The sequence below is a fragment of the Chromobacterium fluminis genome, from assembly GCF_011602385.1.
In the GTDB taxonomy this organism is placed as follows: Bacteria; Pseudomonadota; Gammaproteobacteria; order Burkholderiales; family Chromobacteriaceae; genus Chromobacterium; species Chromobacterium fluminis.
In genome coordinates this window covers 1-21,574 of record NZ_JAAOMA010000034.1, presented here as the reverse complement: position 1 = coordinate 21,574, position 21,574 = coordinate 1, and the positions used below count along the sequence as shown (strand labels likewise).

Sequence of the window (21,574 nt, the reverse complement as noted above, 5' to 3'; positions counted from 1 at the left end):
CCCCACAAGGTCGGAAAGGGCGCCGCCGGCGTTGAATATGGATCAATAGTATTCTATTTATTTCCACAAATCAATAGATACCTATGTATTTTGATAGAGAGGCTTTTCCGAAAAGCGCGGTCAGGCTGCTAGAATATGCCTTTGTTCTCAACAGCCGGGTGCGTCCGGCAAGCTGATGGAGCTTCTATGCGATATGCGCTGATTGATGGCGTGCGGGAGGAGCCGCAGCCCAAGCTGAAAGGTATCTGCCCTGGGTGTGGTGAGCCGGTGATCGCCAAGTGCGGCCAGCATGTGATCTGGCACTGGGCGCATGCGTCGCGCTGCCATTGCGACACCTGGTGGGAGAACGAGACCGAATGGCACCGCAGCTGGAAAGACCGCTTTCCGGTCGACTGGCAAGAGGTGCCGATGCGGGATCCGGTGACGCAGGAGATGCACATCGCCGACGTGCGCACGCCGGCCGGCCTGGTGCTGGAGTTCCAGCACTCGAATATCGAGCCGGCCGAAGTCGAGGCTCGAGGCCGCTTTTACCAAAAGCTCGTTTGGGTGATAGACGGCTGCAGGAACGACGCTGATCGCTTCAATTTCAGCAACGGCCGTTCCCACCCGAACCAGAACGGCATCGCTCAATTCCAGTGGTTTCCACGCAGCAAGCTTTTCGAGCGCTGGCACATCACCGTACCGGTGTTCATCGATTTCGGTGAAGAGCATGGTTTTTGGCGGGTGCTGCGCTACGACCCAAAAACCAAGGTGGGCCGCGCCGGCCTGGTGGATCCGGCGGGGTTCGCCGAGCTGGCGAGCTCGGGCACCACCGACTTTAGCTCGATCGGTGGCCCGGCCTCGACCTGAGTGCACCTTCCCCATAGATAACAAGGATCACTATGCGCGACAGACACAACCTAGGAATAGAAGGACTTTTGGGGCTTCTGGCCTGCATCGCAGTGCTGATGATCAATTATGTAACGCTACCGGGCTTACTGGCCAAGATACTTGCCAGCTATGCCACCTTATGCGGTCTGCTCATTGCCGTTCTGCACTTTTTTGAAATTGGATCAGGTCGTACCTGGCCCGGCGGCTTCCTACCCTTAGCGCTCGCAATATGGGCCGTAAAATTGTTGCTGCAATAGGCCGGGCGCCATCGCGCTAGGCCTCACCTTTTCCTGAACAATTGGACACGATGACAAAATTTGATATCGAAAAACTGAAGGACAACGCGGTAACCTCGATCCGCCTTGGCGTTGAAGATTTCTTGCACAGCCAGAAGCCTAAGGACGGAGAGGGGCGCAAACAGGATGTGTCCCGCGCGCTGTCCGCCAGTCGGAACTTGTTCGCCGGCTTGTTGCTGCTGATGAAGTACAAAATTGCCTCTTCCGTTGACGATGAAGAGGCTGCATACAATCTGATCCGCAAACCGAAAAACAAGAATGCCATTCCTCACCCGGATGGCAAGGGAGGAATTCGCTGGGAACCCGAAGGTGGTTTCCAGGAGAACACGATCGATGTCTCTGGAATCGAAGAGCGGTTTAGTATTCTCGAGATCAAAATCGACTGGGAGACCATAAAACGAATCCAAAAAACCCGTAATGGGCTGGAGCACTTGCACCCCATGGCTCCTCTTGCTGACATCGCCAGCATGCTGGCGGATCTGTTCCCACTATTGCGAGACTTCTCCAGAGATGAGTTGGAAGAAGATCCCGCAGAGCTGCTGGGTGAGGCCTGGCCCATCATGCTGCACCATCACACGTTTTACGCGGCCATCCGCAAAGAATGTGAGCAGGGGTGGAGCCAAACCGGCGTACCGCCTCGCATGCAGCCCTGGTTGGATCGTTGCCACTGTCCAGCCTGCTTCTCTGAATTGCTGCAACCCCATCCCGAAGACGTAGAGAAGTGCCTCAAGGTTGACGACCATGACTTTCGCTACAAGTGCCATGTTTGTGGTCAGGTCGACCTGATTGAGCCAGAGTTGATCCGGGAAATGCAGTATGAGATGGATGGCTCTGACCGGTTCAGTGACCAGCCATCAGACTTTGAAGAATGTGACTGCTGTCATCGCCATACCTTCCTGACCCGTGATGGTTGCTGCCAGTGGTGCGATCACGAGCTGGAAGACCGGGAATGCCGCCGATGCGACACCCCTCTACGCCAGGAGGACCAGGGCAATGGTGGCTACTGTGGCAGCTGCAACCATGAACGCGAGAGAATCATGGCTGAGTAGAATCCCGGCCACACAGCGAAGCGCTGGCGGCGCCGGTATCCCGAACGCCCGCCAGGCCTCAGAATTGCATGAGCAGATCCGCCAACCACGCGCCGACTCTCCAGCCGGACGTCCCTGCAAGCACAAAGAGCGTGTAGCCGATACCTAGCGTGGTCACCGACCACACGCCATAACGGCGGAAAAAGTTTTCCATGTTGTTCTCCTGGTGAGTCGACTTGCTGATGCCGCTGGCCAGCGGCATGGGCAAAGCGACGCGATATTACCGAGCGACTACTTGAGGACTACACAATCATCTTTCGCGCTATACCGGTGGCTAGGGAAGCGTTCGCGCCAGGCTGCCACTTCTTTTGCGAGCTGGTCCTGCTGTTCTTGCACTGCGAGCAGCCAATCCGCGTCATCGGGATTGACCTCGCGAATGCGGTGGCCACTGATGATGCGAGCCATTTTCAACATTTCTGCCATTTCACATCTCCATATTTGAGGGATAGAGCAGAGCCCACTCCACCAGGGCGCCGCGCGAATCGTTTTACTCTTCAGCCTCTTCACCCCGAGGCCTCAGCCCGTGCTTGAAGTTGTTTCTGAGCTCCACGTAGTTGCCCAAGCTCGCCGCGGCAATCATATGGCTCAAGCCCTGGACAACCTGGTCCCTCGAGAGAACGCCCTTGCTGAAATCATCCAGCACGTCGTGCAGGAAAACATCCAGATCGTCATGATCTTTTTCCGTCAGCACCGGCGACATGCGCGCCTTCTCCGCTTCGACCTCCTCGCGGGAGCGTTGATCGAAGAGCGCTTCACGTTGAACTCCAGTCATGCTTTTTTCCTCGTGTGGTTTTGGCCGGCTTTCGCTGCGGCTTGGCCCGCTTTGTATGCCGCCCGGGCCTTGGATCCAGGTAGGCCCGCGGCGGGCCCCGCTTGGCCGACCGGCAGGGTAGGGTAGGGTAGGGTGGTCATAACCGAGATAGAAGGCGGCGCCCAGTCCGGTCAAGCGGTTGGTCGAAGAGTTCGCCTTCAAGGCCTGGTATACCGCCTGCTGGTCCTGGTTCATTGTCCGGCACCCGTTACGGCCTATGGTTTGTGGACGCCTTCCTCATCATCGAACTTGTCCAGAGTGGTGACAGCTTCGTTCGCGACACTCGCCACCTTGACCAGGCGTTTCCAGCACTCCTGATCCTCCGTCTTGCACTGGGGGAAGGTTTTAAGGGCATTTTTGGACTTGTTCTTATGGCGCCATTCAACCTTCACCCAGTACAGACCGACGACGTTCAGCGCCTGGGTTTTTTGCAGAATGGCAAACTCACGCCAGCACTTGGTGTCGTTGCCGCAGATTCGCTCCCCAGCAGCCTGCATTTGGGCTGCAGTTGGCTCCGCCGTCGACGTGGCGGCGGCCGCGCCGCCGGCCAGCGCCAGCAAAGTAACGATGGCCAGTAAGTTCTTGCTGATATTCATGAGGTTTCCTTGACGGCTTCCGGCCGGGGGCGGGCGCACTTGGCGCGTGGTTTCGCATGCGAAACTTATCTATTGAGCCAGCTCGTGGATGTTGGACTCGCCGTTAACGGCTTACCTGGCTAGCTGGCTTCAGATTGGCAAAGCGTTCATCGCAGACGAAGTCAACACTGCTTTTACACGGGATGAAAGCGCTGGGCTTTCCGGGCTTTTTTAACCAGCGAACCGCAACGCCTTGCAGCCCGCCGTCGTACTCTTGGTACCCTTCGAGCATCACCGCCTTGATCTCGACGGACGGCGATTGCTCAAATCCCTGGTAGATCAGCTTCATGCCTTTTTGCAATTTCATGTACCGCTCCGGTGTCTTTGTGGCTTCCCCGTGGCTGCTACGGTGGCCTTGAGTGTGGGGGCTTGCATGCGGCGACATCGGGGCGCTAGCTCTCCCCCAAGGCCTCCCGTCGCATGCCCTATCAGCGTCGACCTACCCCCACACTCAAGTCCACTGTCTTTCAATCTGCGGGCATATGCTCTTCGTTCTCAGGGACCAGTGCTGGATCACCATCCGTCAGGTTGGGGATTACAACCGGATAAGCATCCTTCTCTTTCGACCTTTTCAGTTCCTTCAAAAAGCAGGGGTAGGCTTCACGCAACATGGAGTTCTCACGCAGAATATATGGCTCCAGCTCCGGCCAAGGCCCGTTAATCACATCCGTGATGTATTCCCAGATTAAAGAGGCGTAGTTCTCCTTGAGGAGCGTTTTCTCTGCCTCTGGCCACCTACCTTGAATAATATTTCGCGCATACATAAAGGCATACTCACCCTCGCTCAGCACGATGGGTTCGAGTGGCAAAACACGACGGCCCACTTCCGAGCAAATCTCAAAAGCAATTTCCGCTGCAGAGGATTCATATTCCTCATCTTCGGCCAGATCAATCTGATAGCCCTCATCAGCCAAAGACTCAACAGCCGATGCTACGGCGTTGAAAAATCCCCGGTCCCCTCGTTTCCATTTAAAAATGGATTCATTTTCGAACGGGATATAGCGCTGCGCTGCGGCGTCCCACTGATTCAGCCCATAAACATTTTGGTAGTCATAATCGATCTGTAATTTTATTTGCATGCCAAATTCCTTAGTAACCTGCGCTGTTTCTACAATTTTACCCAAGAGGAGCCCCCCTCAGGTATCCGCCAATTTCTGCGACGCAGACGGATCACGATAGGATCGGTGATGTTCGATACACTGGTCCTGGTTCTCGAAAACCAGCTCGCGGCCGGACAGCTCGAGCGGAATCTGCAGTCGATTGGCCATGCGCACGAAAGCGTTCGCCTCGCCCTTGATCAACATGTGACCGGCGCATTGCCGATCCAGTTTTTTGTGGCAGACGAAGGACTCGGCGGCGAGCAGCTCGCGCACCCGATCAGCGCCCAACCAACCCTTCAGCGCGTCTTTGCGATACGGGCAGTCTCGGCAGGGCTTTTTGATATGCGGCAGATTCGACACGACGCTCTCCCTCAAGCTCTTCAATTAAATGCACCAGGATAGGAGTGGAGTTGGCTTGCTGATGCCGACAAATACGTGCCGGCATGGGTAAGGCAACTTCGAATTCGCTATTCGTTCAAATGCGCAGTCGACGCATGGAAAGCCGCTCAGCGAGTAAAGGTGATGAGATATTGGCCGTCGCCCTGTTTGGCCACCTTGGCTTTACCACTGGCCACCACGCGATTCCCCAGCACGATAGACGCGGTCGCCTCCGCGGGCCTCTTCGATATCAAGCCAGGGGGCTGAGGCTTCGTCACTAACGAATCTACAATAACAACGACGACAAGCATGAGCAGACAAGGGCTTAAGACTAGAGCCATCTGCTGTCTTTTAGAAGAAGAATCGACCTTCGAATCAATCCAGAGCCGCACAGGTTGAGTGATGTTCGAATCAGTCCAGAGCCGCACAGGTTGAGTGATTATTTTCAGACTCAGTATGCGGGCGACAACGACCAGGGTGATGCAAGCCATGTAAAAATTAGTCCATGCGGCGTGCATTTTCATCAATTCTGCCGGCCCGGCAGTCACAATCGAAGACAGGTCATTGATGAACATCGAAAAAGGAAGGCCCATATAATAAACAAATGCAGACAGCAGGCCCGCCAACATGAATGGAGAAACCGCTGCGATCACGGCTGTTTTGACAACCCAATCAAACACTCGTCCTGACCTTTTCAGAAAAGGGTCGGGCTGATTAAATGTTGTTACGCTCATATAACATTTCCTATGTTGTCGTGGCATAAAAAACCCGCTTATCGCGGGATGGCGTTTCAATATACCACTGCCCGAATATTAGAACCAGTGGTCTATGCATTTATGAGCCGGTGTATCGCTCATTTTTTATCGGCAATATATATATGACCAGCGGCCGGCTGACCTTTTTCTGCATTCACCAACACACCGGACATCCAAATGATTTTGGTTTTTGCCAGCTTTTCGCCATACCGCTGTTTACGCCAGTGGCCGCGACGCCAATGAGGTGGCATCTGGGCCGTATTATGCGAAAGGCCGAGAGTCTCCGCTGTAGCGCGACCACAAAGATGAATTCGGCGAAAGCCCAGCGAAGCAAGTTTACTGGACGCTCGTTCCCGTTCACTTTTCTTCAGGCTATTGGTCTGAAGCACCAGCCTCGCCGGTGCATCACCAGGGAAACCGGTTTCTACTTCGGCATTTTCTGCAGACAAGTAACAAAGGCAATTTGCTGCCATGCTTAAAGCTTTTTTCAGAGCAGGAGTCCATTTTTTCGCCAGCGGTGCGGGGTAGAATCCTGTCTGGTCCAGATCTGCATATAAGCTGCTGAAAGTGGGGTCAGCGTCTCCATTCTCTTCGGGCGACAGACTCTTCATCAGGCCTATGCTGCCATTGGCGTCATGGGCCACGTTGCAAATAAGAGAACAGGTATCCCAGGGGAAATTCGGTTCAAATGAGGAGGTAAATTGCAATTCCAGCATTCGATCCATCGTCCCCCAATCTCTGCAACTGACGTAACACCCATCGATATAGCGATGCGAAATCGGGCTGGGTATTTCTAGGTGCGCCCCCCAATAGATATAAAACGAGGAATATGGAAGGTTGATCGCGGAGAAGGGAACATCGCTAGCGTCTGTTTCACTAAATAGAGCAGCAATCTGGCTGAGGTCGAATATTTGCTCACCCTTTTCGTGCCAGTCCTCTTCTGCTATTTGTAGTCCGGACTCATCGCCGGCCCCTTCCATGCATAGAATATCTTCGATTGTCTCACTTGAATAAAACGAGACATCAATGTCACTCAGGGTCAGGTAACCATGCTGCAATAGATAGAGTACGCGCTCGCCAGTGCCAACCAGCGGATCGGCAAAGCCCATCGCGATGGAATCATCAATGACTTTCCACAACGGATCATTGCGCAAAATGGTGTAACGTACAGGGTGATATTTAAATAACCTCGCCTCATAGCTCGCCTTACTTGGCCGCTTTCGATGAGCGCGCATGATATCCGCGATTTGAACGGCCAACTCGGGTTTGGCCTCCAAGCGTTTGAGCGCTTCAATATATACGGGGTCGGGTTTAGTCATTCGCACTCGCCTTGTAAACCGTCACTTTGACGGCATCCACCACTTCGCCGTCAGTCTCGTCGTCAGACAGCTCGTCTGGCGACTCCCAATAGCTCACCCAAGCCGCCCCGGTATGGACGACCGGCTCACCCTCCCTGGGCGCTGAGATTTCTGCGCAACGGTAGTGCTGCTTGCCGCGTATAACGATAGCGCCAATAGAATAGCCGCCCTGCTCGTCGTAGCAGAGGTCCTCCCGCATGCCGACTTGGGCGGCGATGGCAGAGAGGGAGAATGCCAGCGTGCCTACCACCAGGCCTGGTGTTACCCCGAGAAAGAGAATATGCCTCTCTCGCTGTCGATTCATTTCCACAGTGATGAAAGTTCGCATCGTGCAGTCTTTACGCTTAGCGGCTGGATTTGACGATTTTGAGCTGCGCCGCGCCCGGCTCGCCCGCATCATTGATGCGGCTGGCGACGGCCTCAATGTGCGGATGGAGTCCGCGGAACAGCATCGGCAGCTCCTTGTCGGTCCAGCCGCGGGCGCCCTCGTCGCCCAGCATCGCTTTCACTTCTTGATCCAGCGCGGCCAGCACCGCTTGGGTCAGGCGGCGCTGCAGTTCTTCGAAGGCCATCGTCTTGTTCGCCATGGTTTTGCCCTTTGCTAAAGTGAGTAGATCCCCGGATTATATCCCCATTCAAATAGGGATACAACAATTCATTCCAAATGCATTGCTGGCGCATCGCCGCAGTAGGCCAGCACAATTTGCGCGTGGCGCTTGCGGATCCGGCTCATCGCGTTGCGGATGGTTTTCTCGGCCAGCCCGGTTTGCTGAGCCGCGGCCGCAACGGTCAGCCCCTGGACCAGCACCAGCCTGGCCGCTGCCGAGGCCTCGCCGGACCGGCTGGCCAGGCAGCAGTCAAACTGCGCGGCCGTCATCTGAGACCCAGGTCTTATCGCTTCCATTCTCGTCCTTTTAGGCCAGCTCACTCGCCTGATCAATCCGCTTCAGCTGCTGACGGATGTCGGCACTGACGATCAAATCGTCCAGCAGCGCTTGAAGCGACTGGGCAGATGCCCGGCCTAGCATGTCGCGCAGCGCCGTCAGCCAGAGCTCTGCGTGCTCCAGCTCATCGAGATCCAGCTGAACCATGTCGCCGCTGTCCAGCGCCGCCACCAGCGGCGAAATCAGCGCCTCCAACCCATCCGGATCCGGCGCCAGCAACTTGCGCAGGCGCGCCGCGCTGGCAATCTTGCTCATCATTCGCAAGTTGACCACCTGCACCTGGTCAACCGTTCCCTGGCGAATTGCCGCCACGGCATCCAGCCCGGGCGCGACCATCTTGATCGAAATATCGAAGGAGGGCGGTCGATGGACCCGTTTTTTCTTCATGCTTGTGTTTCCTTGCTGGCGGCCGGCGATATCGGCAGACCGCGGTTTGTGTGGGCCCTAGCGCTTTTCATTCCAGTCCGGATCCGGCTGCATTGGCATCACCCCTCTCGCGTAGGCATCGCAATCCACCCAGGCTTGAGCACTGGTGGATCGATAAGGCTGACGATGCTTCCAGTCCGATTGGGACTCAGGCGTAGACAAGTGGATCCAGCCATACTCAGCATCCCCTACGTCGCGCATCAGTGCGACTGAAAAACCACTGCGCTGGAGTTCCGCAACCCGCATCGGGTCGAGTCGTGATGACATACTCTTTGGCTCCCATTAATCAACCGGCATTCATTATCGATCCGCGTGATTGGGCCAGTCAATTTACAGCCCTGGAGACAGGTTATTATAATTTGCTCTGCTATTTAATCATTAGTTGCAAGTCAGGAGACCAGACTTTGGAAACCATCGATCACCTCACGCTGTCGCATCTGGCCGACGCCGGCAGCGTACAGAGCGCACAGGCCATTGGCCAAGCCGGCGGCTGGTCCATCGTGGTGCGATACGGGGCTTACCAGCGGGCGCTGGCGGCATCGCGTAGCAAGCAGGTGCGCGTGTTCAAGAAGCTGGAGACCCTGGTTGGCTACCTCGCCGCCCTAGGCATCACCCAGTTCGAGGTCGACTCGACGGCGTTCGACCCGAACAGCCCGCAACGCACCCAGCGCCCGGACCGCAGCGCCGCCCTGCATCGCGCCCACCAGGCCGCCGCCTACGACCAGTATGTACGCAGCGCGGTGCAAGCCTCGCTGGAGGATCCGACACCGGGCATCCCACATGAACAGGCGCAGGCCCTGTTCGACGCCAAGCGGGCTGAACTGCGGAAGCGCGCGGGCGAGGGGGATGCGTGCTGATCTGGACGCCGTTGGCGCTGGCGGATCGCGAAGCCTTCCTTGTCCATTTGTCCCGAGACGATGCGCTGGCGGCGGTGTCAACGGACCTGCATATCGAAACCTGCGCAGAGCAGTTAATCAACCAGGTGCCATTGGGATGCCCAGGCCGCGTCGCGGGCACCCGCGAACACTTGGCCGAGCCGTGTCTGCTGGTCTACCAGCTGGGCGCCGATAAAAACGTGACGCTATTGCGCGTGCTGCAGACGGCACAAGCCTGGCCAGGCGGGGAGAGAAACGATGAATAAGCGGCGATGGATGCTATTCGCCCTGGTCGGAGGGGGACTTGCCTTGCCGGCCATGGCTGCGGACTGCCTCGTGCTGGGGGATAGCCTGGCGGTAGGCATCAGCCGCGGGCTGCCGGGCTGCGTGGCGCAAGCCAAAGTCGGCCGCACGACGCGTCAAAACATCGCCGTGGCCCCCGGCCAACCGTTTCAAGTCATCGTCATCAGCACAGGCAGCAACGACAAGGATCGCGTGTCGCTCGAGGAGCTGAGGATGCTGCGCCTGCGGCTGCAGGCGAGAACGGTGGTCTGGGTGGTTCCATCGCCTCAGTTCCGTGCTGCAGCTTACGTCCAATTTGTGGCGAGAGAGTTTGGCGACCTGACTCAGCCGGTGGACAGCGTGCTGGGCCCAGACAACGTCCATCCCACCCGCACCGGCTACCGGCGGCTCTCCGCCGGCCTGGCGCAGTACTTTCATCTGCCTTGGCAGGCCTACTGATTCAGAGCTCTCCCATCGTTATTGCAGCGATCTTGATCTGAGCTTGGGTCTCAAGCAGCTTCCGGCGAAGCGGATCGCCTTGGTCGTGATAGATGCCAGAACCGTTCATGCTCACCCCGCCAGCCAGAGCCTCATGGGCGGCATTCCATGCGGAATGAACTTTGTCGCCCCCCTTTTCCCCAGCGGAGATTTTGGCCTTTGCCTCTTGCTTGGCGCTCATTGCTGGTAATCCTTTTTCGGCCTATAGGGTCAGGTATTCGACAGCGATTGAGTGCAACGCGAGGGAATTTGTGTCGTTGAGCAGGTTGGCCACATGCGCTCGTGCAATTATCTCGTTTACGCCCTCTGCCTCAATCAACTGCCGACCTGAACGAATGGCTTGGATGAAAATAGCCTGCTCCTCTTGGTCGAGGTTGGCAGACTCTCCAAGCTACAGTACCAAGTACGCCATTAGCTCGGTTTCTTGTTCGGATGCCTTGCTAAAACTTGTGGTCATGTCGTTTCCGGTCAGCCTATCAGTGCAGCTTGAAGCACTTCATTGTGGTCAACTTCGACCGCATAGACTTCCGCATCGCAGCCACACTCGAAGGGGCAATGAACAACCAGTTCGACCTTGTGCCAAGGACCGTGGCCAGATGTTGAAACATACTCCCCAAGAGTCGGGATACGCGCGAACTCGCGAATCTCATTCGTCCAATCACGCTTTTGCGGGGTACGCGTATGCAAAAACACTTTCATGAGACCACCTGTTTTTAGTAAGCCAGGCAACCGGCCGGCGCGGGTTTTTCGGCGAATTTACTTTTTGGTCGGGGTGCATTTATCAGACAGTGGACGGTATTGCGCGGCTGACAATGCTGCCCTGCTCAGTTCGTTCAAATCTGGCATGGTCATTTTCCATTGGTTTAATTCTTTGCGGCGAGTTCAGTGATTAACAGCAATACAACTTCCTTCTGACTTGCGGAAAGGTTTCGAAACATACGTACCAAAGTAACCTCTTGCTCACTCTCGCAAACCCCCTGTCCGAGATGATGGCCCGTCAAGACATATAGCAAATCCACGTTGATGGAACCCAAGGCGGATAATTGAGTGGCCGTGGGTGACGAAACTCCCTTTTCCCAATCTACGAGCGTTCGCCGCTTTGCGCCTGAAACCTCGGCAAATGTCTCTTGCGTCATTCCCAACCGCTTACGCTCATCACGCAAACGCGCGGCTATAGTGCTAAGAGACACATCCATTTGTTGGGATTCCATATTTGCCTATGTCTGGCCGCCCTGGTCGGGGCGGTGAGTTTTGACAACCTGCCGACCATCCATAGCCGTTCATGGTGTATCGGGTTTTGATCGCTCTCACCGCCGATGTTCGGCTATCTGGCTATCGGGTTCCTGTCCCCCCGCCCCGACCAGGACGGCCGGCCAGCTTTTCCGTCCTATTTATTTTTCATGGCGTTTATCAGCACTTCGGCCGACTGCCAATCGCGGAGGAACTGAACAAAATTCCTCGGGTACATACTATGGCTCTGCTCGCCGCTCGGATTGATGGCGTGACGAAACAGCGTTGTTGCCGCTTCCGCAATCTCGTTTTTCTCAGCCATCCCAAGCACCAAAACTTCACTTTGTTTGCGGCCAATTAATGTGAGTACAGCGCAAAAAGGATCGGTTTCTGCTTCTCCCCGTTCGATGTGATCTGCAATCTTCCGCAGCCACTCCGCTATACGGCGGCGCTCCCTCATCTGCGCAATTGTTGCTTTTGAGTCAAGCAGTCGGGTTACGTCAGCCATTTTCATTTTCCGAGTCAAACCGGCTGGCCGTTGGCGAGGCGTCTTGCTATCGAAAACAAGACGGCCCTTTCCTTGGCCAAATCCGGCTCATGTTGAAATTCGTTCCAACCTTCGACCGACGGGCCAAGACCTGGCCAGATATTCCCCAGGGGGCGGAGAACGTCCTCCACCGCTGCTCCCCGGACATAGAGGAGGCCCCACTTCGCCGGCAATTCATCGACCGCGATCAGACCATGCGGACAGATATAGAATCTGTAAATCCCGAGTCCCACGCCATCTGCTTTGCGTTCAGGCTTCTTCGCATCCGCCAGAAAATCAGCCCGGCTTACCTTCGCCTCGATGATGGCTGAGCAGGTGGAGCGGAAACCCACTACATCGGGTTGCTCACGGCTTCCAACGGCGCTTATCTCGGTGGCCACCACAGCGAAGCCTTGCTTCTTGAGCCACCTCGCGCCGAGGCGAGTCAGATTGTCGTGTTCCGGGCTTGGCATGGTCTTTTCCGAATTACAACGTGGTCTTGTAGAGCTGGACCCAGCTGATGATTTCATCGAGCTGAGCATTGTTGAGCCGAGGGCAGTTGGCATAGATCGCAGCGGCAACAGCCCCCTTCATCACTTCAGTCGTGGACCCCATACCCTCTTTGGCGTCCACTCCCGGAATGCCTTCGTCGGTCAGCACGCGCCGGCCATATCGATCTAAAAACTGCTCAGGCTTGATGTCCATGCTCTGCTCCCTGGTGGAAAATCAACTCAAGGTAGGTGGCGCTCGCGCCGGTTGTAGGCGATGTCCTCTCGCATTTTCCGCTGTTTGGCTTATCTGGTCGGTTCAGAAATAATATGGAAAGTGCTTTCGATGCCCCGAGCGATCATTGTGCGTACAACGTCATCTATCGATTCTCCGTACAAACCGACTTTGACCGCCTTTTCCAGTAGGGATTGTATGTTGTGACTAAGTTCAACCACGATTTGGCTATCCTTTACCCGGACCCAATCCGTTGTCGCGGCTGGTTTTGACGCCAGTTCTGCTGCGATGTCAAACATCAGGTCATGCAGATCGCAACCACCCTCGCTGTTCAAGTCACACTTTTCTGAGAATTGCTTCCTAACATAATCGTCATCCATGGACAACAATGCATCGGCAACAAACTCCGGTGCTCCATGATCGTTCATCATCACAAACTTCACCGATGCAATGAAATTCTCAAGGGATGGAAGCGATTTATCACCAGGCCCCGTCGATGGTTTCTTGGTTCTTGGCATTTTGTTTTCCATGAGAATCAGCTTAACCAAGTAGAAGGTCTTGAGGGCCCAAGATGTTGGGCATTGAAGCAAAGCGCTGATTACCATCGAAGTCACAGAAATCACTCAATCTGCAACGAACAATAATCAACGGAACACCATTGTTAGTCTTGGATAGGAGCAGAGGGTATTTCATTTTGGTAACCCAAGCCCAATCACCATGTATCCCCACCAGCTTAATGCCACTCAGTGGAGAGTCCGGCGCAGTCTGAATGGCTTGGCGCAAATCATCAACCGTCCCGCGAGAAACTTTCTTTGGTCTATTTAGCGTAATCACCTTTAACATCCATCCGGCACCCTTACTTGTCACTTCAAACTGCTTGACTCTGTCTGAGCAATACCCGCCGCCAACTTGCATGATTTCGAATTCGATCTGACTTTTCCCATCGAGATGCTCGATCAAATTCAATACATGTTCCTTACGCACTTCCATGTTTACCCTTCCTCTTTCTATGTAAAGCGCCCCTTCCACGCTCCCCAATTCAGGTGTGGGCCTCGACTGTAGGGGCTACGAATCTCGCCAGCGGGCCGCCAAGGCATCTGCCTTACACCATCGCAGCGCTCCCCTGCATTCCGATCAGCGCTGTCCGGGTTATCACGCTCTTGCGTGGTCATCTACTCGCCTTAAAAAGGCTTTGTGCGGGGCAAAATCTTTTCTACAAAGCCGGCGGCAGCCGGCACATATATTTCGAGATAATTAAGCGTTCAGAGCAATATTTGCTGTCGTCCACTGCACCCACAGAGGCTAAGTGCTGGCAAATTGACGGAATGTTCCCACTCGATATAAGCACCACGCTTCTCCAGCTTAGGCCGAATGGTTTCCATGGTATCCATACCAAACTGGCGGTATTTCATCAGTCCAAGCATGCCTCGACAGCCTTCACAGCGGATCACTATCGTGTCAGCATATTGGCTGTCTTGGGTTGCCAGTCCTGGCAGTTCTTTTTGCTTGGATAGTTGGGCATCTGGAGCGCCTGGTATGTATAGACCACCATTTCTAATTTCCAAGTTCGCCGTCTTTAGGATGATGTCAATATTCGATCTAGCCGATTTGACGGAGCTGTAATGATGTTGAATGCGTTCCATCGCGGCAACAAATGGCGTTCCCGAATGCTCCTCAATAAACTTCCGTAATAAAAGGCAGGTTCTTTTGAAAGGTGTGCTTGCCATGCCTCCCGTCTTTGTTCCTGCCTGTGCCTGCCTCATTTCCTCAACCAGCACCTGGCGTAACTTCTGGGCTTTCCAATCGGCCCAGCGATGCAGTCGCTCGGGCACGACAACACTGAGGCGTGAGCTGTCGTAGGTTGTGCCGCTGCTAAGTTGCTGTTCTTCGCCTGGATCTAACCACCAGAGGCCAATACCCTTGGCCCGCAAGTAATCAACTATAAATGCAATACGCTCAGAAGAACGACCTTTAGGAGCAGGGACTGCTATAACCACGTAATGCGCTTTGCCAAGCCAGCGCACGGCTTGCGATACTACTTCAATAGAAAGGGCCAGCTTAGTCTCGACAATCATAACTCGCCGACCACTCTCGAAAACCAAATCGGCCCGCTTGGCGCTTTGAGACACTTGGACTTCTGCATAGGCAGTCCAGCCAATGCATTCCATTCTACGGCGAACAACATTTGCTAGATCAACCTCGCTTTTAAACCTCAGTTGCATTGCCACGTTGTTTGCTCCCGGCGAATCGTTTTGCTGATGCAGACCTGTCTCACCCGCATGGATAAGGCGACTTTTCCGGCCTATTCGATTCTGTATTCCGCGCTTCCGCTCATATCATCGATGTCGAGCCTTTCCTCGCAATGAATGACGCGCTCGCGGTGGTAAGTCAGATCAGCATCAGGGGCGGCTTCGGGCACAAGGTGGAACCTGGACAAGCCATCATGGGGATAGCGAGCTTGAAGCAGCAGCTCAAGGAACCCGTCGTAGCCCTCTACACGCGCCTGGGCGCTATTCATGATGGGCAGCAAAGATTCTTCAGCCTGCTCGCCGAGTGCAGTGAAGCGAACGACCTGGCCGTCCGCGGCACTCACCAGCCGGTATAGCGTAACCGTTGGCATGCGCGGGTCTGTTTTTGTCTGTATTGGCATTTATGCCTCCTGGTTGTCCTGCTCACTGCTGACGGCGAAACCGGCAGCGATCAGCAAACTTTTCCGACAGCGTTTTGATAGCTTCATTATGGTACGCATTGCGTACCTCGTCAAGCACCTTTTGATGCTTTTTTCATACGCTTGCGATGTTCTTGCAACACCCGCTCAATGGCGTCACGCACAAAGGGAGACATGCCCCGATAGTTCTTGGACTCAACCGGCATCCGGTACGTCTTCAAGGCCCTCGGAGCAATCCCGGCCAACTCGGCAAGACTGTCCCACTCGACGCCAAGTTCGGCTTTAACTGCTTTCAGATATTCTTGCTGGGTCTGTTCTTCCATGCTTCTCACTTGGTACACATTGCGTACCATATAGCTTACACAACATGCCAGTCAGCAGGCAACAAAAAACCCCGCACTTGGCGAGGTTCTTTGTTTCTGAGCCAATAGGGGTATAGCCGGGATGAGGCCAAAAAGTACACATATCAACTGTAAGATGATGATTTGTTTATGTTTTACAATTCGTTCTGGAGGGTGTTTTTAGCTAGTGCACCGCCTACTCTGGCGTACACCACCTCAGGCATGCACCCTCGACCAGCCCCGAGAACGGCGTTTATCACCTGATGATGGACGCTCTTTCCACCGCTCCCTTAATCGCCCAACACCCCATTGGTGTAAAACAACTTCCCGCCTTTTCGGACCTCAAGCAGGTAACCATACCGAATTTTCTGAAACGATCCGCTGCGGCCGATGCCGTCGAAATTGTCGGAGACGCACAGATACTGACGCCTCCCTTCTTTCAGCCAGGCCCAGGATGCCAACTCGACGTGGATCTCCTCCGGCAGAGCGGCCTTGGCACCCGCCAGAACAACCGCCTTGGCAACCGGGTAAAGTTTCTCGCGATAGAGGATGGCCGCACCCTTGTTCGATGTCGCGGCCCCCACCTTGGCGCCGTTGAACAGGACGTACTCGGCGGTGTAGCCCGGACGGTAATCGTCCTCTTCGTTGATCTCTTGAAACGGAATTTCCGTTACGGTGACGCCCGACTGGGCCTGGCTTGCCAGGCAGCTTTTCACGACGGCGCCGGAGGGGAGAGCGAAGGCCACCGTCGGGGCGAGGGCAAAAAGCACGCTGAGCCATCTCATTTGTATTCCTTTGCCCTAGTGAATTTCAGATAGTCGGGAGCCTGTTGCCAGAAGATCGTGCCGCCGTAGGCCGCGGTGGACTCATAGACATGATCATAGCGATACAGCTCCTCTTTGTGCTCCTGAACTTTCCCGTTGACCTTCTTTTTCGTGATTTTGTACTTGATCACGAGCTTGCTGGACTCGTTGATGTCGTAGATGTTGTGAGCCGCATCGGTGAAGCGGATGCCTTGCCGGACCTTGAAATGCTTCTTGTAGTTCGACTTGATGTCCGCACCGTCCCAGAACCAGGCGCCGTTCGATTTATCCGGCCCGTTCGCGAGCGCGTTCTCGGCCGCGGCGATGGCCGTATTCATGCCCGCGTCGGCACGCACGTCCGCATCCGACGCCTTCTTGAATTTCTGATAGCGCTTGTTGCCGTCGCCAACCACAAATGAGAATGAGGGCTCGCCGGCGGCAAACGCCGCCATGGTGGCGTAGCCCCTTGCGTCGCGCTGTCGCTTTAGCACGCTGGCCAGGGCGTAAATCTCGTCGGCATCATCTGCCGTGGACGCCTCGCCATACGCCATGGCGGCAAGGAGGCGGGTTTCCGCCGCGATAGCTTTCGGCGCTTTCGCCGTCACTGTCGTCATGATGACACCGTTTCTCTGATGGCGGAGTCGCGCTCCAACCACATCACATACTCGGATTCGCCACCGGGGATCACCGTCGATTTCCCGCCCGCAAAGGATCCTTTATGCGCCAGCCGATCTTCGCCCTGGTACAGGTCGTAGCGATAGCCGTCGACGGGATTACCGGCCTCGTCCTCCAGGCTGTACCAGTGCTCAATCACCTCTTCCCCGTCAACGCCGGCGGCGCCCAGGGCGGCGGCGGGCACGCCGGCCAGCGCCGATTGGACACTGTGCGCGCCTGGCTCGTCCCCGACCGTGGCCTGGCCTTGAGTCGCGATTAACACCGCGCCGCAGGAGGTCTGCATGCCCTCGACGGCAACGTTCTTGCCCATAAAGGTGTAATTCTTGGCGCCGGCGACAATGGTGAAAGTGGTTTTGCACTTAGGGCAAAATCCCTGGTGGCCGATGCCGGCCGCGCGCTTGCCGAACACGGTCAGCGTGGGAAAGGCCTCCAGCACGGTGCCACCATGCGACGTTGGGTCCCCCTCGCGAATAATGGGCTTGCCCATGTCAGACTCCGGCCCCAGAGGCCGAAACATAGGCCGGATCCAGCAGGCCCTCAATGGGCGGCTCATCGGCATACTGCGTGATGGTGGCATCATCATGGTGCGGGCCGGCGATGCGATCGCCATTGTTGAGCTCGCTGCCGACGAGGGCGAAGGAGCGGTTATCCACCATGCCGGCGACGCCGGCGCCACTGATGATGATGGCCTCGGTGCCGTCGGCGTAACGCACGGTGTCGCCCACCAGCGCAATGCGGTGAGCGCCCAGCATGATGGGCGCCGTCGCCAGGACCTGGCCTCCTCGCTCGGTGACGGATACTCCCGTCGCCACGGGATAGACGGCCTGGATCGGTCTGGCTGCGGTTTTGGCCAGCCAGTCAGCCACCAGGCGCTGCCCTTCCTCTATCGTGTGCTGCATACCCTTCCCCTCAGTTGGATTGGGAAAATTGCCATTTTATTAGCATGGTAATTGGTTTGAGGATTTGCCAATTGGTTCCTTGCCCAAAAGGGCAGCACCGCGCCAGGTCTTCCACCTCTCCTCGCCGACTCTCCTGTAGGCCGTGCCTGCCGCCGGCATGCGCTATCGCGACGGAGTGTCACCGCAGCACAGGCGAGGCTGCGGCGCCGATCGGCAAGTCGCCGGCAGGGAGATTGGGGAGTGCGGTGACACATTACCACCACACATTTGGCGGTGAATCGCGGGTAAAGGCACGAAGGTATTGTTTATTTACCGAGTTTATCTATATTTATCGTATTCCGATAACTTTGGTAACTTCCCTAGATATGGACCCGATTCGAAACCCCTATTCCCCTGGCGCGGGTACGCCGCCGCCAGAACTGGCCGGTCGTCAGGCTGTCCGCGACATGGTTCGCATCAGCCTGGCGCGCATCCGCATCGGCCGCAGCGCCAAAAGCATCATGATGGTGGGACTGCGCGGCGTTGGTAAGACGGTACTGCTGGAAAGAATGCGGCTGGATGCCGAAGGCGACGGCATTCATACCATCTCGTTGGAAGCGCCGGAAGAGCGCTCCCTGCCGGCGTTGCTGGCGCCACAGCTGCGCGTGGCCCTGCTCAGGCTCAGCCATGTCGAGGCCGCACGCGACCTGGCCGTTCGTGGTCTGCGCGCCCTGGCCGGCTTCGTGGGCAAATTGAAAGTCACCTACCAGGACATCGAGGTCGGCCTGGATTACGAGCCGGAGCCCGGACTGGCGGATAATGGCGACTTGAGCATCGATCTAGCCACGCTGCTGGAGCAAGTTGGTCGCGCCGCCCAATCGGCGAACACCGCGGTGGCGTTGTTCATTGACGAGCTGCAGTACGTCAAAGCCGAGCAGCTGGCCGCGTTGATTTCTGCCCTTCACCGCTGCGCCCAACAGCAACTGCCGGTCACGCTGGTAGGCGCCGGCCTACCCCAACTGCGCGGTCAAATGGGGGATGCCAAATCCTACGCCGAACGGCTATTCGACTTCCCAATGATCGGCCCGCTGGATGAGGCCGATGCGAGGGAGGCGATTGAAAAACCGGCAGAGGCCGAAGGCGTCAGCTATCAACCCGAGGCCGTGGCCAACATCCTTTCTGAGACCCAGGGCTATCCGTATTTTTTGCAGGAGTGGGGCAAGCAGGCATGGGATACCGCCCTCCTCAGCCCGATCTCCCAGGACGATGTCACCGCGGCCACGGCTGTCACGGTGGCCGCACTGGATGAGAGTTTTTTCCGAGTACGCTTTGACCGCCTGACGCCGTCTGAAAAGACCTACTTGCGAGCGATGGCCGAACTGGGACCAGGCCCGCATCGCTCCGGCGATATTGCAAAACAGATGAACCGCAGCGTGCAGTCGCTGGCGCCGACGCGTAGCAGCCTCATCGCCAAGGGCATGGTGTGGTCGCCCACGCACGGCGATACCGCTTTCACGGTACCCTTGTTCGATGCGTTCATGAAGCGCATCATCCCCGGCGCGTAACGACCTGCTGTTCCCCCCACGTTGCGGTCAGCCGCATGCACCACCCGCAGGTCATGCATGCGGCCACCGCCGCAGACTACGACGGCTATCAAATCCTCCCGCTCAGCTCAGCATCGCCAGCAGGGTGGCCCACACCAAAATGGCGCCACCGGTGCGCAGCAACCAGGGCCTGTAAGGCTCGACCCCCAGCACCAGCAACAGCATGCCTACCAGATATACCGAAAATGCGCTCATAGGAACTCCCGTTCAAGTTGTGCAAGTCATCGGAGATGATGCACAGCGGCGTGTAAGACGCCGATGGGAGGTATAGCTGCGCGATCCTGGATAATGCGGACGTGCACGAAAAATAGTTGCCACCACCACCACCACCGCCGGCGCCGCCGAGGCGCGCTGTCGATGCGACCGGCCCCCCCGCCAGTGGCCAACGCTCCATCTCGCCTTCCTGCAGACCGGTTTCCCCTCCGTTGCAAGACGGCCTCAACGGGCCGAGCGCGGCCACCTCGCGCGCACTGGTGCGCCCGGGCCAGAGACCGATTTTCGAATACCAAGGGCGGCTTCGTTTCGTCTCATGGCCGCGGGCGAGAGCCCAGGCCAATGCCAACACACCCCAGACCAGGAGGTACGGGTTCCTCTTCGAGCCAGATCAAACACGCGGGCAATAAAAAACCGGCCGAAGCCGGTTTTAGGTATGAGGCGGGGTCAAGCGTAGATCGCTTCAGCCGCCTCCACGATGGGGCGCCCAACCGCAATGATGACGGGTCGGGTCTCTTGGCGAGCCTGCCAAACGTCGTAGGCACTCTGCAGGCCAAGCCACATCGTGCTGCTGGTACCCAACGCAGCCTCCAAACGGATGGCAATTTCAGGGGTAACCGCGGCATGACCGTGAATGATTCGGGACAGCTGCGCCCGGCTGATGTGGATTGCCTTGGCGAACTGGGTGACATTCATGCCGTCCAGTCCCTCAATCCAGTCTGCCAACAACTCGCCTGGGTGCGGTGGAGCGTACATAGAAGCCATGATGAAAGTCCTTAGTGATAATCCTGATAGTTCACAACGTGGGCATCCTGGCCATCAAACATAAAAGTTAAACGCCAGTTGCCGTTGACCGTGACCGACCAATGCCCCGCCATATCGCCGCCCAGAGGGTGTAGCCCCCAACCTGGTACGCCCATGTCTTCCAGCTTGCAGGCTTTGTCCAGCACCGCGAGCTGCAGCTTCAAACGCTTTTCATGGTGCGGCTGTATGCCTTTTTTCGAGCCTGTTTCAAAGAACTTCTTCAGACCAGCATGTGCAAAGGTTTTGATCATCAGTACGTTGAGTGTATAGCGACGCTACACATCCTTCCAATTGAATTTAGCTAACTATTTCATCGACGCATTTTATAAACGTTTATTCAACTACTTGAAAAGAAACGTTGATTTCCATTTTACCATTTGTCATCCCTTTGTGGGGGCCACCGAAAATTCCACCAAGATGAGAGTATGCAAAATCGCTTGCAGGTGTTCAGCGCCAAACTCGTCCTCCCGGCGTAGAATGGCCGCGCCGGCGTCGACCTGTCGGCCTTCAAGCCCTTACAAACTCAGGAGAATGAGCATGCAAGAAATTCTGGCTCAGGCCCAAGCGGCCGCCAACGAGAAGCAACTCACCATGTATGTCTTCCGCGCTTTCGGCCCCAATGGCCATGAAGTCGGCTGGTTCAACGCGAGCGGCCGCCGCAACAGCCCGAAGGATGAGCTGGTTTGCACCGTGGAGCCCGAGGCCGAGCAGTCCCCGTCCTGACGATCCGTCGTCCGGCGCCGGCGCCCGCCGGTGCCGCTGGTTTTCCCCTCCGCGGTCCCCCTGCCAAGCC

39 protein-coding genes are annotated in these 21,574 nt (G+C 56.3%); 8 read left to right on the top strand and 31 right to left on the bottom strand.

Features of this window, described 5'->3' with window-relative positions:
• The first annotated feature begins 186 nt into the window (after positions 1–186).
• Genes HA052_RS19630 through HA052_RS19620 form a run of 3 tightly spaced genes read left to right on the top strand, consistent with a single transcriptional unit; the run spans position 187 to position 2,215 of the window.
• Complete coding sequence (locus HA052_RS19630) at positions 187–849, top strand: competence protein CoiA (RefSeq protein WP_166453215.1); 663 nt, start codon at positions 187–189, stop codon at positions 847–849.
• 32 nt (positions 850–881) lie between these two features.
• Positions 882–1,127: a hypothetical protein gene (locus HA052_RS19625; RefSeq protein ID WP_166453214.1), complete on the top strand. Its 246-nt coding sequence runs from the start codon at positions 882–884 to the stop codon at positions 1,125–1,127.
• A 50-nt stretch (positions 1,128–1,177) separates the two neighbouring features.
• On the top strand, positions 1,178–2,215 hold the full coding sequence (locus tag HA052_RS19620; protein WP_166453213.1) for a hypothetical protein: 1,038 nt from the start codon (positions 1,178–1,180) through the stop codon (positions 2,213–2,215).
• A gap of 58 nt (positions 2,216–2,273) precedes the next feature.
• Here the strand turns inward: HA052_RS19620 and HA052_RS28025 are convergent, their stop codons facing one another.
• From HA052_RS28025 to HA052_RS19560, 13 genes are all read right to left on the bottom strand, one after another.
• Complete coding sequence (locus HA052_RS28025; protein WP_277345121.1) at positions 2,274–2,408, bottom strand: hypothetical protein; 135 nt, start codon at positions 2,406–2,408, stop codon at positions 2,274–2,276.
• 77 nt (positions 2,409–2,485) lie between these two features.
• The gene (locus HA052_RS19615) at positions 2,486–2,677 is read right to left on the bottom strand and encodes a hypothetical protein (protein WP_166453212.1); all 192 of its coding nucleotides are present in this window, start codon (positions 2,675–2,677) and stop codon (positions 2,486–2,488) included.
• A gap of 64 nt (positions 2,678–2,741) precedes the next feature.
• Complete coding sequence (locus HA052_RS19610; RefSeq protein ID WP_166453211.1) at positions 2,742–3,026, bottom strand: hypothetical protein; 285 nt, start codon at positions 3,024–3,026, stop codon at positions 2,742–2,744.
• A 254-nt stretch (positions 3,027–3,280) separates the two neighbouring features.
• Positions 3,281–3,661 carry a hypothetical protein gene (locus tag HA052_RS19605; RefSeq protein WP_166453210.1) on the bottom strand — a complete coding sequence of 127 codons (381 nt, stop codon included), beginning with the start codon at positions 3,659–3,661 and terminating at the stop codon, positions 3,281–3,283.
• A 103-nt stretch (positions 3,662–3,764) separates the two neighbouring features.
• Complete coding sequence (locus HA052_RS19600) at positions 3,765–4,007, bottom strand: hypothetical protein (protein ID WP_166453209.1); 243 nt, start codon at positions 4,005–4,007, stop codon at positions 3,765–3,767.
• A 160-nt stretch (positions 4,008–4,167) separates the two neighbouring features.
• Entirely contained in the window at positions 4,168–4,779 is a 612-nt protein-coding gene (locus tag HA052_RS19595) for a hypothetical protein (protein WP_166453208.1), read from the bottom strand.
• 57 nt (positions 4,780–4,836) lie between these two features.
• Complete coding sequence (locus HA052_RS19590) at positions 4,837–5,160, bottom strand: DUF6283 family protein (protein ID WP_166453207.1); 324 nt, start codon at positions 5,158–5,160, stop codon at positions 4,837–4,839.
• 146 nt (positions 5,161–5,306) lie between these two features.
• A complete protein-coding gene (locus HA052_RS19585; RefSeq protein WP_166453206.1) occupies positions 5,307–5,912 on the bottom strand; it encodes a hypothetical protein in 606 nt (201 codons plus the stop codon).
• 119 nt (positions 5,913–6,031) lie between these two features.
• On the bottom strand, positions 6,032–7,252 hold the full coding sequence (locus HA052_RS19580) for an AcrVA2 family anti-CRISPR protein (RefSeq protein WP_166453205.1): 1,221 nt from the start codon (positions 7,250–7,252) through the stop codon (positions 6,032–6,034).
• Positions 7,245–7,619, bottom strand: coding sequence for a hypothetical protein (locus tag HA052_RS19575; protein WP_166453204.1), 375 nt, complete (start codon positions 7,617–7,619; stop codon positions 7,245–7,247). The genes HA052_RS19580 and HA052_RS19575 overlap by 8 nt, the downstream gene beginning before the upstream one ends.
• A 16-nt stretch (positions 7,620–7,635) precedes the next feature.
• A complete protein-coding gene (locus HA052_RS19570; RefSeq protein WP_166453203.1) occupies positions 7,636–7,878 on the bottom strand; it encodes a hypothetical protein in 243 nt (80 codons plus the stop codon).
• A gap of 68 nt (positions 7,879–7,946) precedes the next feature.
• Positions 7,947–8,168, bottom strand: a complete 222-nt coding sequence (locus HA052_RS19565; protein WP_166453202.1) for a helix-turn-helix domain-containing protein — start codon at positions 8,166–8,168, stop codon at positions 7,947–7,949.
• Between the two features lie 37 nt (positions 8,169–8,205).
• Complete coding sequence (locus HA052_RS19560) at positions 8,206–8,622, bottom strand: hypothetical protein (RefSeq protein ID WP_166453201.1); 417 nt, start codon at positions 8,620–8,622, stop codon at positions 8,206–8,208.
• A 443-nt stretch (positions 8,623–9,065) separates the two neighbouring features.
• Between HA052_RS19560 and HA052_RS19555 the strand changes: the two genes are divergently transcribed.
• The 3 genes from HA052_RS19555 to HA052_RS19545 are packed head-to-tail and all read left to right on the top strand — an operon-like array spanning position 9,066 to position 10,277.
• Positions 9,066–9,518 (top strand): antitoxin PaaA2 family protein, encoded by a 453-nt coding sequence (locus HA052_RS19555; protein ID WP_206118969.1) that lies wholly within the window; start codon positions 9,066–9,068, stop codon positions 9,516–9,518.
• Entirely contained in the window at positions 9,512–9,802 is a 291-nt protein-coding gene (locus tag HA052_RS19550; protein WP_166453200.1) for a type II toxin-antitoxin system RelE/ParE family toxin, read from the top strand. The genes HA052_RS19555 and HA052_RS19550 overlap by 7 nt, the downstream gene beginning before the upstream one ends.
• The gene (locus tag HA052_RS19545; protein WP_166453199.1) at positions 9,795–10,277 is read left to right on the top strand and encodes an SGNH/GDSL hydrolase family protein; all 483 of its coding nucleotides are present in this window, start codon (positions 9,795–9,797) and stop codon (positions 10,275–10,277) included. The genes HA052_RS19550 and HA052_RS19545 overlap by 8 nt, the downstream gene beginning before the upstream one ends.
• 1 nt (position 10,278) lies before the next feature.
• Here the strand turns inward: HA052_RS19545 and HA052_RS19540 are convergent, their stop codons facing one another.
• From HA052_RS19540 to HA052_RS19470, 15 genes are all read right to left on the bottom strand, one after another.
• Positions 10,279–10,497 (bottom strand): hypothetical protein, encoded by a 219-nt coding sequence (locus tag HA052_RS19540; protein WP_166453198.1) that lies wholly within the window; start codon positions 10,495–10,497, stop codon positions 10,279–10,281.
• A 287-nt stretch (positions 10,498–10,784) separates the two neighbouring features.
• Positions 10,785–11,015 (bottom strand): hypothetical protein, encoded by a 231-nt coding sequence (locus HA052_RS19535; RefSeq protein ID WP_166453197.1) that lies wholly within the window; start codon positions 11,013–11,015, stop codon positions 10,785–10,787.
• 164 nt (positions 11,016–11,179) lie between these two features.
• Complete coding sequence (locus HA052_RS19530) at positions 11,180–11,527, bottom strand: helix-turn-helix domain-containing protein (RefSeq protein ID WP_166453196.1); 348 nt, start codon at positions 11,525–11,527, stop codon at positions 11,180–11,182.
• A 176-nt stretch (positions 11,528–11,703) separates the two neighbouring features.
• A complete protein-coding gene (locus tag HA052_RS19525; RefSeq protein ID WP_166453195.1) occupies positions 11,704–12,054 on the bottom strand; it encodes a hypothetical protein in 351 nt (116 codons plus the stop codon).
• A 14-nt stretch (positions 12,055–12,068) separates the two neighbouring features.
• On the bottom strand, positions 12,069–12,545 hold the full coding sequence (locus HA052_RS19520) for a PDDEXK family nuclease (RefSeq protein WP_166453194.1): 477 nt from the start codon (positions 12,543–12,545) through the stop codon (positions 12,069–12,071).
• 13 nt (positions 12,546–12,558) lie between these two features.
• Entirely contained in the window at positions 12,559–12,777 is a 219-nt protein-coding gene (locus HA052_RS19515) for a hypothetical protein (RefSeq protein WP_166453193.1), read from the bottom strand.
• A gap of 89 nt (positions 12,778–12,866) precedes the next feature.
• A complete protein-coding gene (locus tag HA052_RS19510) occupies positions 12,867–13,325 on the bottom strand; it encodes a hypothetical protein (RefSeq protein ID WP_166453192.1) in 459 nt (152 codons plus the stop codon).
• Between the two features lie 10 nt (positions 13,326–13,335).
• Positions 13,336–13,785, bottom strand: a complete 450-nt coding sequence (locus HA052_RS19505; protein WP_166453191.1) for a hypothetical protein — start codon at positions 13,783–13,785, stop codon at positions 13,336–13,338.
• A 272-nt stretch (positions 13,786–14,057) separates the two neighbouring features.
• Positions 14,058–15,023: a hypothetical protein gene (locus HA052_RS19500; protein ID WP_166453190.1), complete on the bottom strand. Its 966-nt coding sequence runs from the start codon at positions 15,021–15,023 to the stop codon at positions 14,058–14,060.
• 74 nt (positions 15,024–15,097) lie between these two features.
• Positions 15,098–15,445: a hypothetical protein gene (locus HA052_RS19495; RefSeq protein WP_166453189.1), complete on the bottom strand. Its 348-nt coding sequence runs from the start codon at positions 15,443–15,445 to the stop codon at positions 15,098–15,100.
• Positions 15,446–15,555: 110 nt separating this feature from the next.
• Positions 15,556–15,786 (bottom strand): hypothetical protein, encoded by a 231-nt coding sequence (locus tag HA052_RS19490; protein ID WP_166453188.1) that lies wholly within the window; start codon positions 15,784–15,786, stop codon positions 15,556–15,558.
• A 308-nt stretch (positions 15,787–16,094) separates the two neighbouring features.
• A complete protein-coding gene (locus HA052_RS19485; protein ID WP_166453187.1) occupies positions 16,095–16,589 on the bottom strand; it encodes a hypothetical protein in 495 nt (164 codons plus the stop codon).
• Positions 16,586–17,221: a hypothetical protein gene (locus HA052_RS19480; protein ID WP_166453186.1), complete on the bottom strand. Its 636-nt coding sequence runs from the start codon at positions 17,219–17,221 to the stop codon at positions 16,586–16,588. Before HA052_RS19480 ends, HA052_RS19485 begins: the two co-directional genes overlap by 4 nt.
• Complete coding sequence (locus HA052_RS19475; protein ID WP_166453185.1) at positions 17,218–17,769, bottom strand: PAAR domain-containing protein; 552 nt, start codon at positions 17,767–17,769, stop codon at positions 17,218–17,220. Before HA052_RS19475 ends, HA052_RS19480 begins: the two co-directional genes overlap by 4 nt.
• A gap of 1 nt (position 17,770) precedes the next feature.
• Entirely contained in the window at positions 17,771–18,181 is a 411-nt protein-coding gene (locus HA052_RS19470; RefSeq protein WP_166453184.1) for a hypothetical protein, read from the bottom strand.
• Positions 18,182–18,426: 245 nt separating this feature from the next.
• Between HA052_RS19470 and HA052_RS19465 the strand changes: the two genes are divergently transcribed.
• A complete protein-coding gene (locus HA052_RS19465) occupies positions 18,427–19,725 on the top strand; it encodes a DUF8462 domain-containing protein (RefSeq protein ID WP_206118968.1) in 1,299 nt (432 codons plus the stop codon).
• Positions 19,726–19,827: 102 nt separating this feature from the next.
• Here the strand turns inward: HA052_RS19465 and HA052_RS28020 are convergent, their stop codons facing one another.
• From HA052_RS28020 to HA052_RS19455, 3 genes are all read right to left on the bottom strand, one after another.
• The gene (locus HA052_RS28020) at positions 19,828–19,959 is read right to left on the bottom strand and encodes a hypothetical protein (RefSeq protein ID WP_277345120.1); all 132 of its coding nucleotides are present in this window, start codon (positions 19,957–19,959) and stop codon (positions 19,828–19,830) included.
• A gap of 465 nt (positions 19,960–20,424) precedes the next feature.
• Entirely contained in the window at positions 20,425–20,733 is a 309-nt protein-coding gene (locus HA052_RS19460; protein ID WP_277345122.1) for a HigA family addiction module antitoxin, read from the bottom strand.
• Positions 20,734–20,753: 20 nt separating this feature from the next.
• Positions 20,754–21,032, bottom strand: coding sequence for a type II toxin-antitoxin system RelE/ParE family toxin (locus HA052_RS19455; protein WP_166453182.1), 279 nt, complete (start codon positions 21,030–21,032; stop codon positions 20,754–20,756).
• 286 nt (positions 21,033–21,318) lie between these two features.
• Here HA052_RS19455 and HA052_RS19450 point away from each other — a divergent pair, with 286 nt between their 5' ends.
• The gene (locus HA052_RS19450) at positions 21,319–21,504 is read left to right on the top strand and encodes a hypothetical protein (RefSeq protein WP_166453181.1); all 186 of its coding nucleotides are present in this window, start codon (positions 21,319–21,321) and stop codon (positions 21,502–21,504) included.
• The last annotated feature ends 70 nt before the right edge of the window (positions 21,505–21,574 follow it).

Excerpts from the sequence above, each read along its gene's own strand:
- HA052_RS19630 (WP_166453215.1), top strand. The coding sequence starts at position 187 with ATGCGATATGCGCTGATTGATGGCGTGCGGGAGGAGCCGCAGCCCAAG.
- HA052_RS19625 (WP_166453214.1), top strand. The coding sequence starts at position 882 with ATGCGCGACAGACACAACCTAGGAATAGAAGGACTTTTGGGGCTTCTG.
- HA052_RS19620 (WP_166453213.1), top strand. The coding sequence starts at position 1,178 with ATGACAAAATTTGATATCGAAAAACTGAAGGACAACGCGGTAACCTCG.
- HA052_RS28025 (WP_277345121.1), bottom strand. The coding sequence starts at position 2,408 with ATGGAAAACTTTTTCCGCCGTTATGGCGTGTGGTCGGTGACCACGCTA.
- HA052_RS19615 (WP_166453212.1), bottom strand. The coding sequence starts at position 2,677 with ATGGCAGAAATGTTGAAAATGGCTCGCATCATCAGTGGCCACCGCATT.
- HA052_RS19610 (WP_166453211.1), bottom strand. The coding sequence starts at position 3,026 with ATGACTGGAGTTCAACGTGAAGCGCTCTTCGATCAACGCTCCCGCGAG.
- HA052_RS19605 (WP_166453210.1), bottom strand. The coding sequence starts at position 3,661 with ATGAATATCAGCAAGAACTTACTGGCCATCGTTACTTTGCTGGCGCTG.
- HA052_RS19600 (WP_166453209.1), bottom strand. The coding sequence starts at position 4,007 with ATGAAATTGCAAAAAGGCATGAAGCTGATCTACCAGGGATTTGAGCAA.
- HA052_RS19595 (WP_166453208.1), bottom strand. The coding sequence starts at position 4,779 with ATGCAAATAAAATTACAGATCGATTATGACTACCAAAATGTTTATGGG.
- HA052_RS19585 (WP_166453206.1), bottom strand. The coding sequence starts at position 5,912 with ATGAGCGTAACAACATTTAATCAGCCCGACCCTTTTCTGAAAAGGTCA.
- HA052_RS19580 (WP_166453205.1), bottom strand. The coding sequence starts at position 7,252 with ATGACTAAACCCGACCCCGTATATATTGAAGCGCTCAAACGCTTGGAG.
- HA052_RS19575 (WP_166453204.1), bottom strand. The coding sequence starts at position 7,619 with ATGCGAACTTTCATCACTGTGGAAATGAATCGACAGCGAGAGAGGCAT.
- HA052_RS19570 (WP_166453203.1), bottom strand. The coding sequence starts at position 7,878 with ATGGCGAACAAGACGATGGCCTTCGAAGAACTGCAGCGCCGCCTGACC.
- HA052_RS19565 (WP_166453202.1), bottom strand. The coding sequence starts at position 8,168 with ATGACGGCCGCGCAGTTTGACTGCTGCCTGGCCAGCCGGTCCGGCGAG.
- HA052_RS19560 (WP_166453201.1), bottom strand. The coding sequence starts at position 8,622 with ATGAAGAAAAAACGGGTCCATCGACCGCCCTCCTTCGATATTTCGATC.
- HA052_RS19545 (WP_166453199.1), top strand. The coding sequence starts at position 9,795 with ATGAATAAGCGGCGATGGATGCTATTCGCCCTGGTCGGAGGGGGACTT.
- HA052_RS19540 (WP_166453198.1), bottom strand. The coding sequence starts at position 10,497 with ATGAGCGCCAAGCAAGAGGCAAAGGCCAAAATCTCCGCTGGGGAAAAG.
- HA052_RS19535 (WP_166453197.1), bottom strand. The coding sequence starts at position 11,015 with ATGAAAGTGTTTTTGCATACGCGTACCCCGCAAAAGCGTGATTGGACG.
- HA052_RS19530 (WP_166453196.1), bottom strand. The coding sequence starts at position 11,527 with ATGGAATCCCAACAAATGGATGTGTCTCTTAGCACTATAGCCGCGCGT.
- HA052_RS19525 (WP_166453195.1), bottom strand. The coding sequence starts at position 12,054 with ATGGCTGACGTAACCCGACTGCTTGACTCAAAAGCAACAATTGCGCAG.
- HA052_RS19520 (WP_166453194.1), bottom strand. The coding sequence starts at position 12,545 with ATGCCAAGCCCGGAACACGACAATCTGACTCGCCTCGGCGCGAGGTGG.
- HA052_RS19515 (WP_166453193.1), bottom strand. The coding sequence starts at position 12,777 with ATGGACATCAAGCCTGAGCAGTTTTTAGATCGATATGGCCGGCGCGTG.
- HA052_RS19510 (WP_166453192.1), bottom strand. The coding sequence starts at position 13,325 with ATGGAAAACAAAATGCCAAGAACCAAGAAACCATCGACGGGGCCTGGT.
- HA052_RS19505 (WP_166453191.1), bottom strand. The coding sequence starts at position 13,785 with ATGGAAGTGCGTAAGGAACATGTATTGAATTTGATCGAGCATCTCGAT.
- HA052_RS19495 (WP_166453189.1), bottom strand. The coding sequence starts at position 15,445 with ATGCCAATACAGACAAAAACAGACCCGCGCATGCCAACGGTTACGCTA.
- HA052_RS19490 (WP_166453188.1), bottom strand. The coding sequence starts at position 15,786 with ATGGAAGAACAGACCCAGCAAGAATATCTGAAAGCAGTTAAAGCCGAA.
- HA052_RS19485 (WP_166453187.1), bottom strand. The coding sequence starts at position 16,589 with ATGAGATGGCTCAGCGTGCTTTTTGCCCTCGCCCCGACGGTGGCCTTC.
- HA052_RS19480 (WP_166453186.1), bottom strand. The coding sequence starts at position 17,221 with ATGACGACAGTGACGGCGAAAGCGCCGAAAGCTATCGCGGCGGAAACC.
- HA052_RS19475 (WP_166453185.1), bottom strand. The coding sequence starts at position 17,769 with ATGGGCAAGCCCATTATTCGCGAGGGGGACCCAACGTCGCATGGTGGC.
- HA052_RS19470 (WP_166453184.1), bottom strand. The coding sequence starts at position 18,181 with ATGCAGCACACGATAGAGGAAGGGCAGCGCCTGGTGGCTGACTGGCTG.
- HA052_RS28020 (WP_277345120.1), bottom strand. The coding sequence starts at position 19,959 with ATGAGCGCATTTTCGGTATATCTGGTAGGCATGCTGTTGCTGGTGCTG.
- HA052_RS19460 (WP_277345122.1), bottom strand. The coding sequence starts at position 20,733 with ATGTACGCTCCACCGCACCCAGGCGAGTTGTTGGCAGACTGGATTGAG.
- HA052_RS19455 (WP_166453182.1), bottom strand. The coding sequence starts at position 21,032 with ATGATCAAAACCTTTGCACATGCTGGTCTGAAGAAGTTCTTTGAAACA.
- HA052_RS19450 (WP_166453181.1), top strand. The coding sequence starts at position 21,319 with ATGCAAGAAATTCTGGCTCAGGCCCAAGCGGCCGCCAACGAGAAGCAA.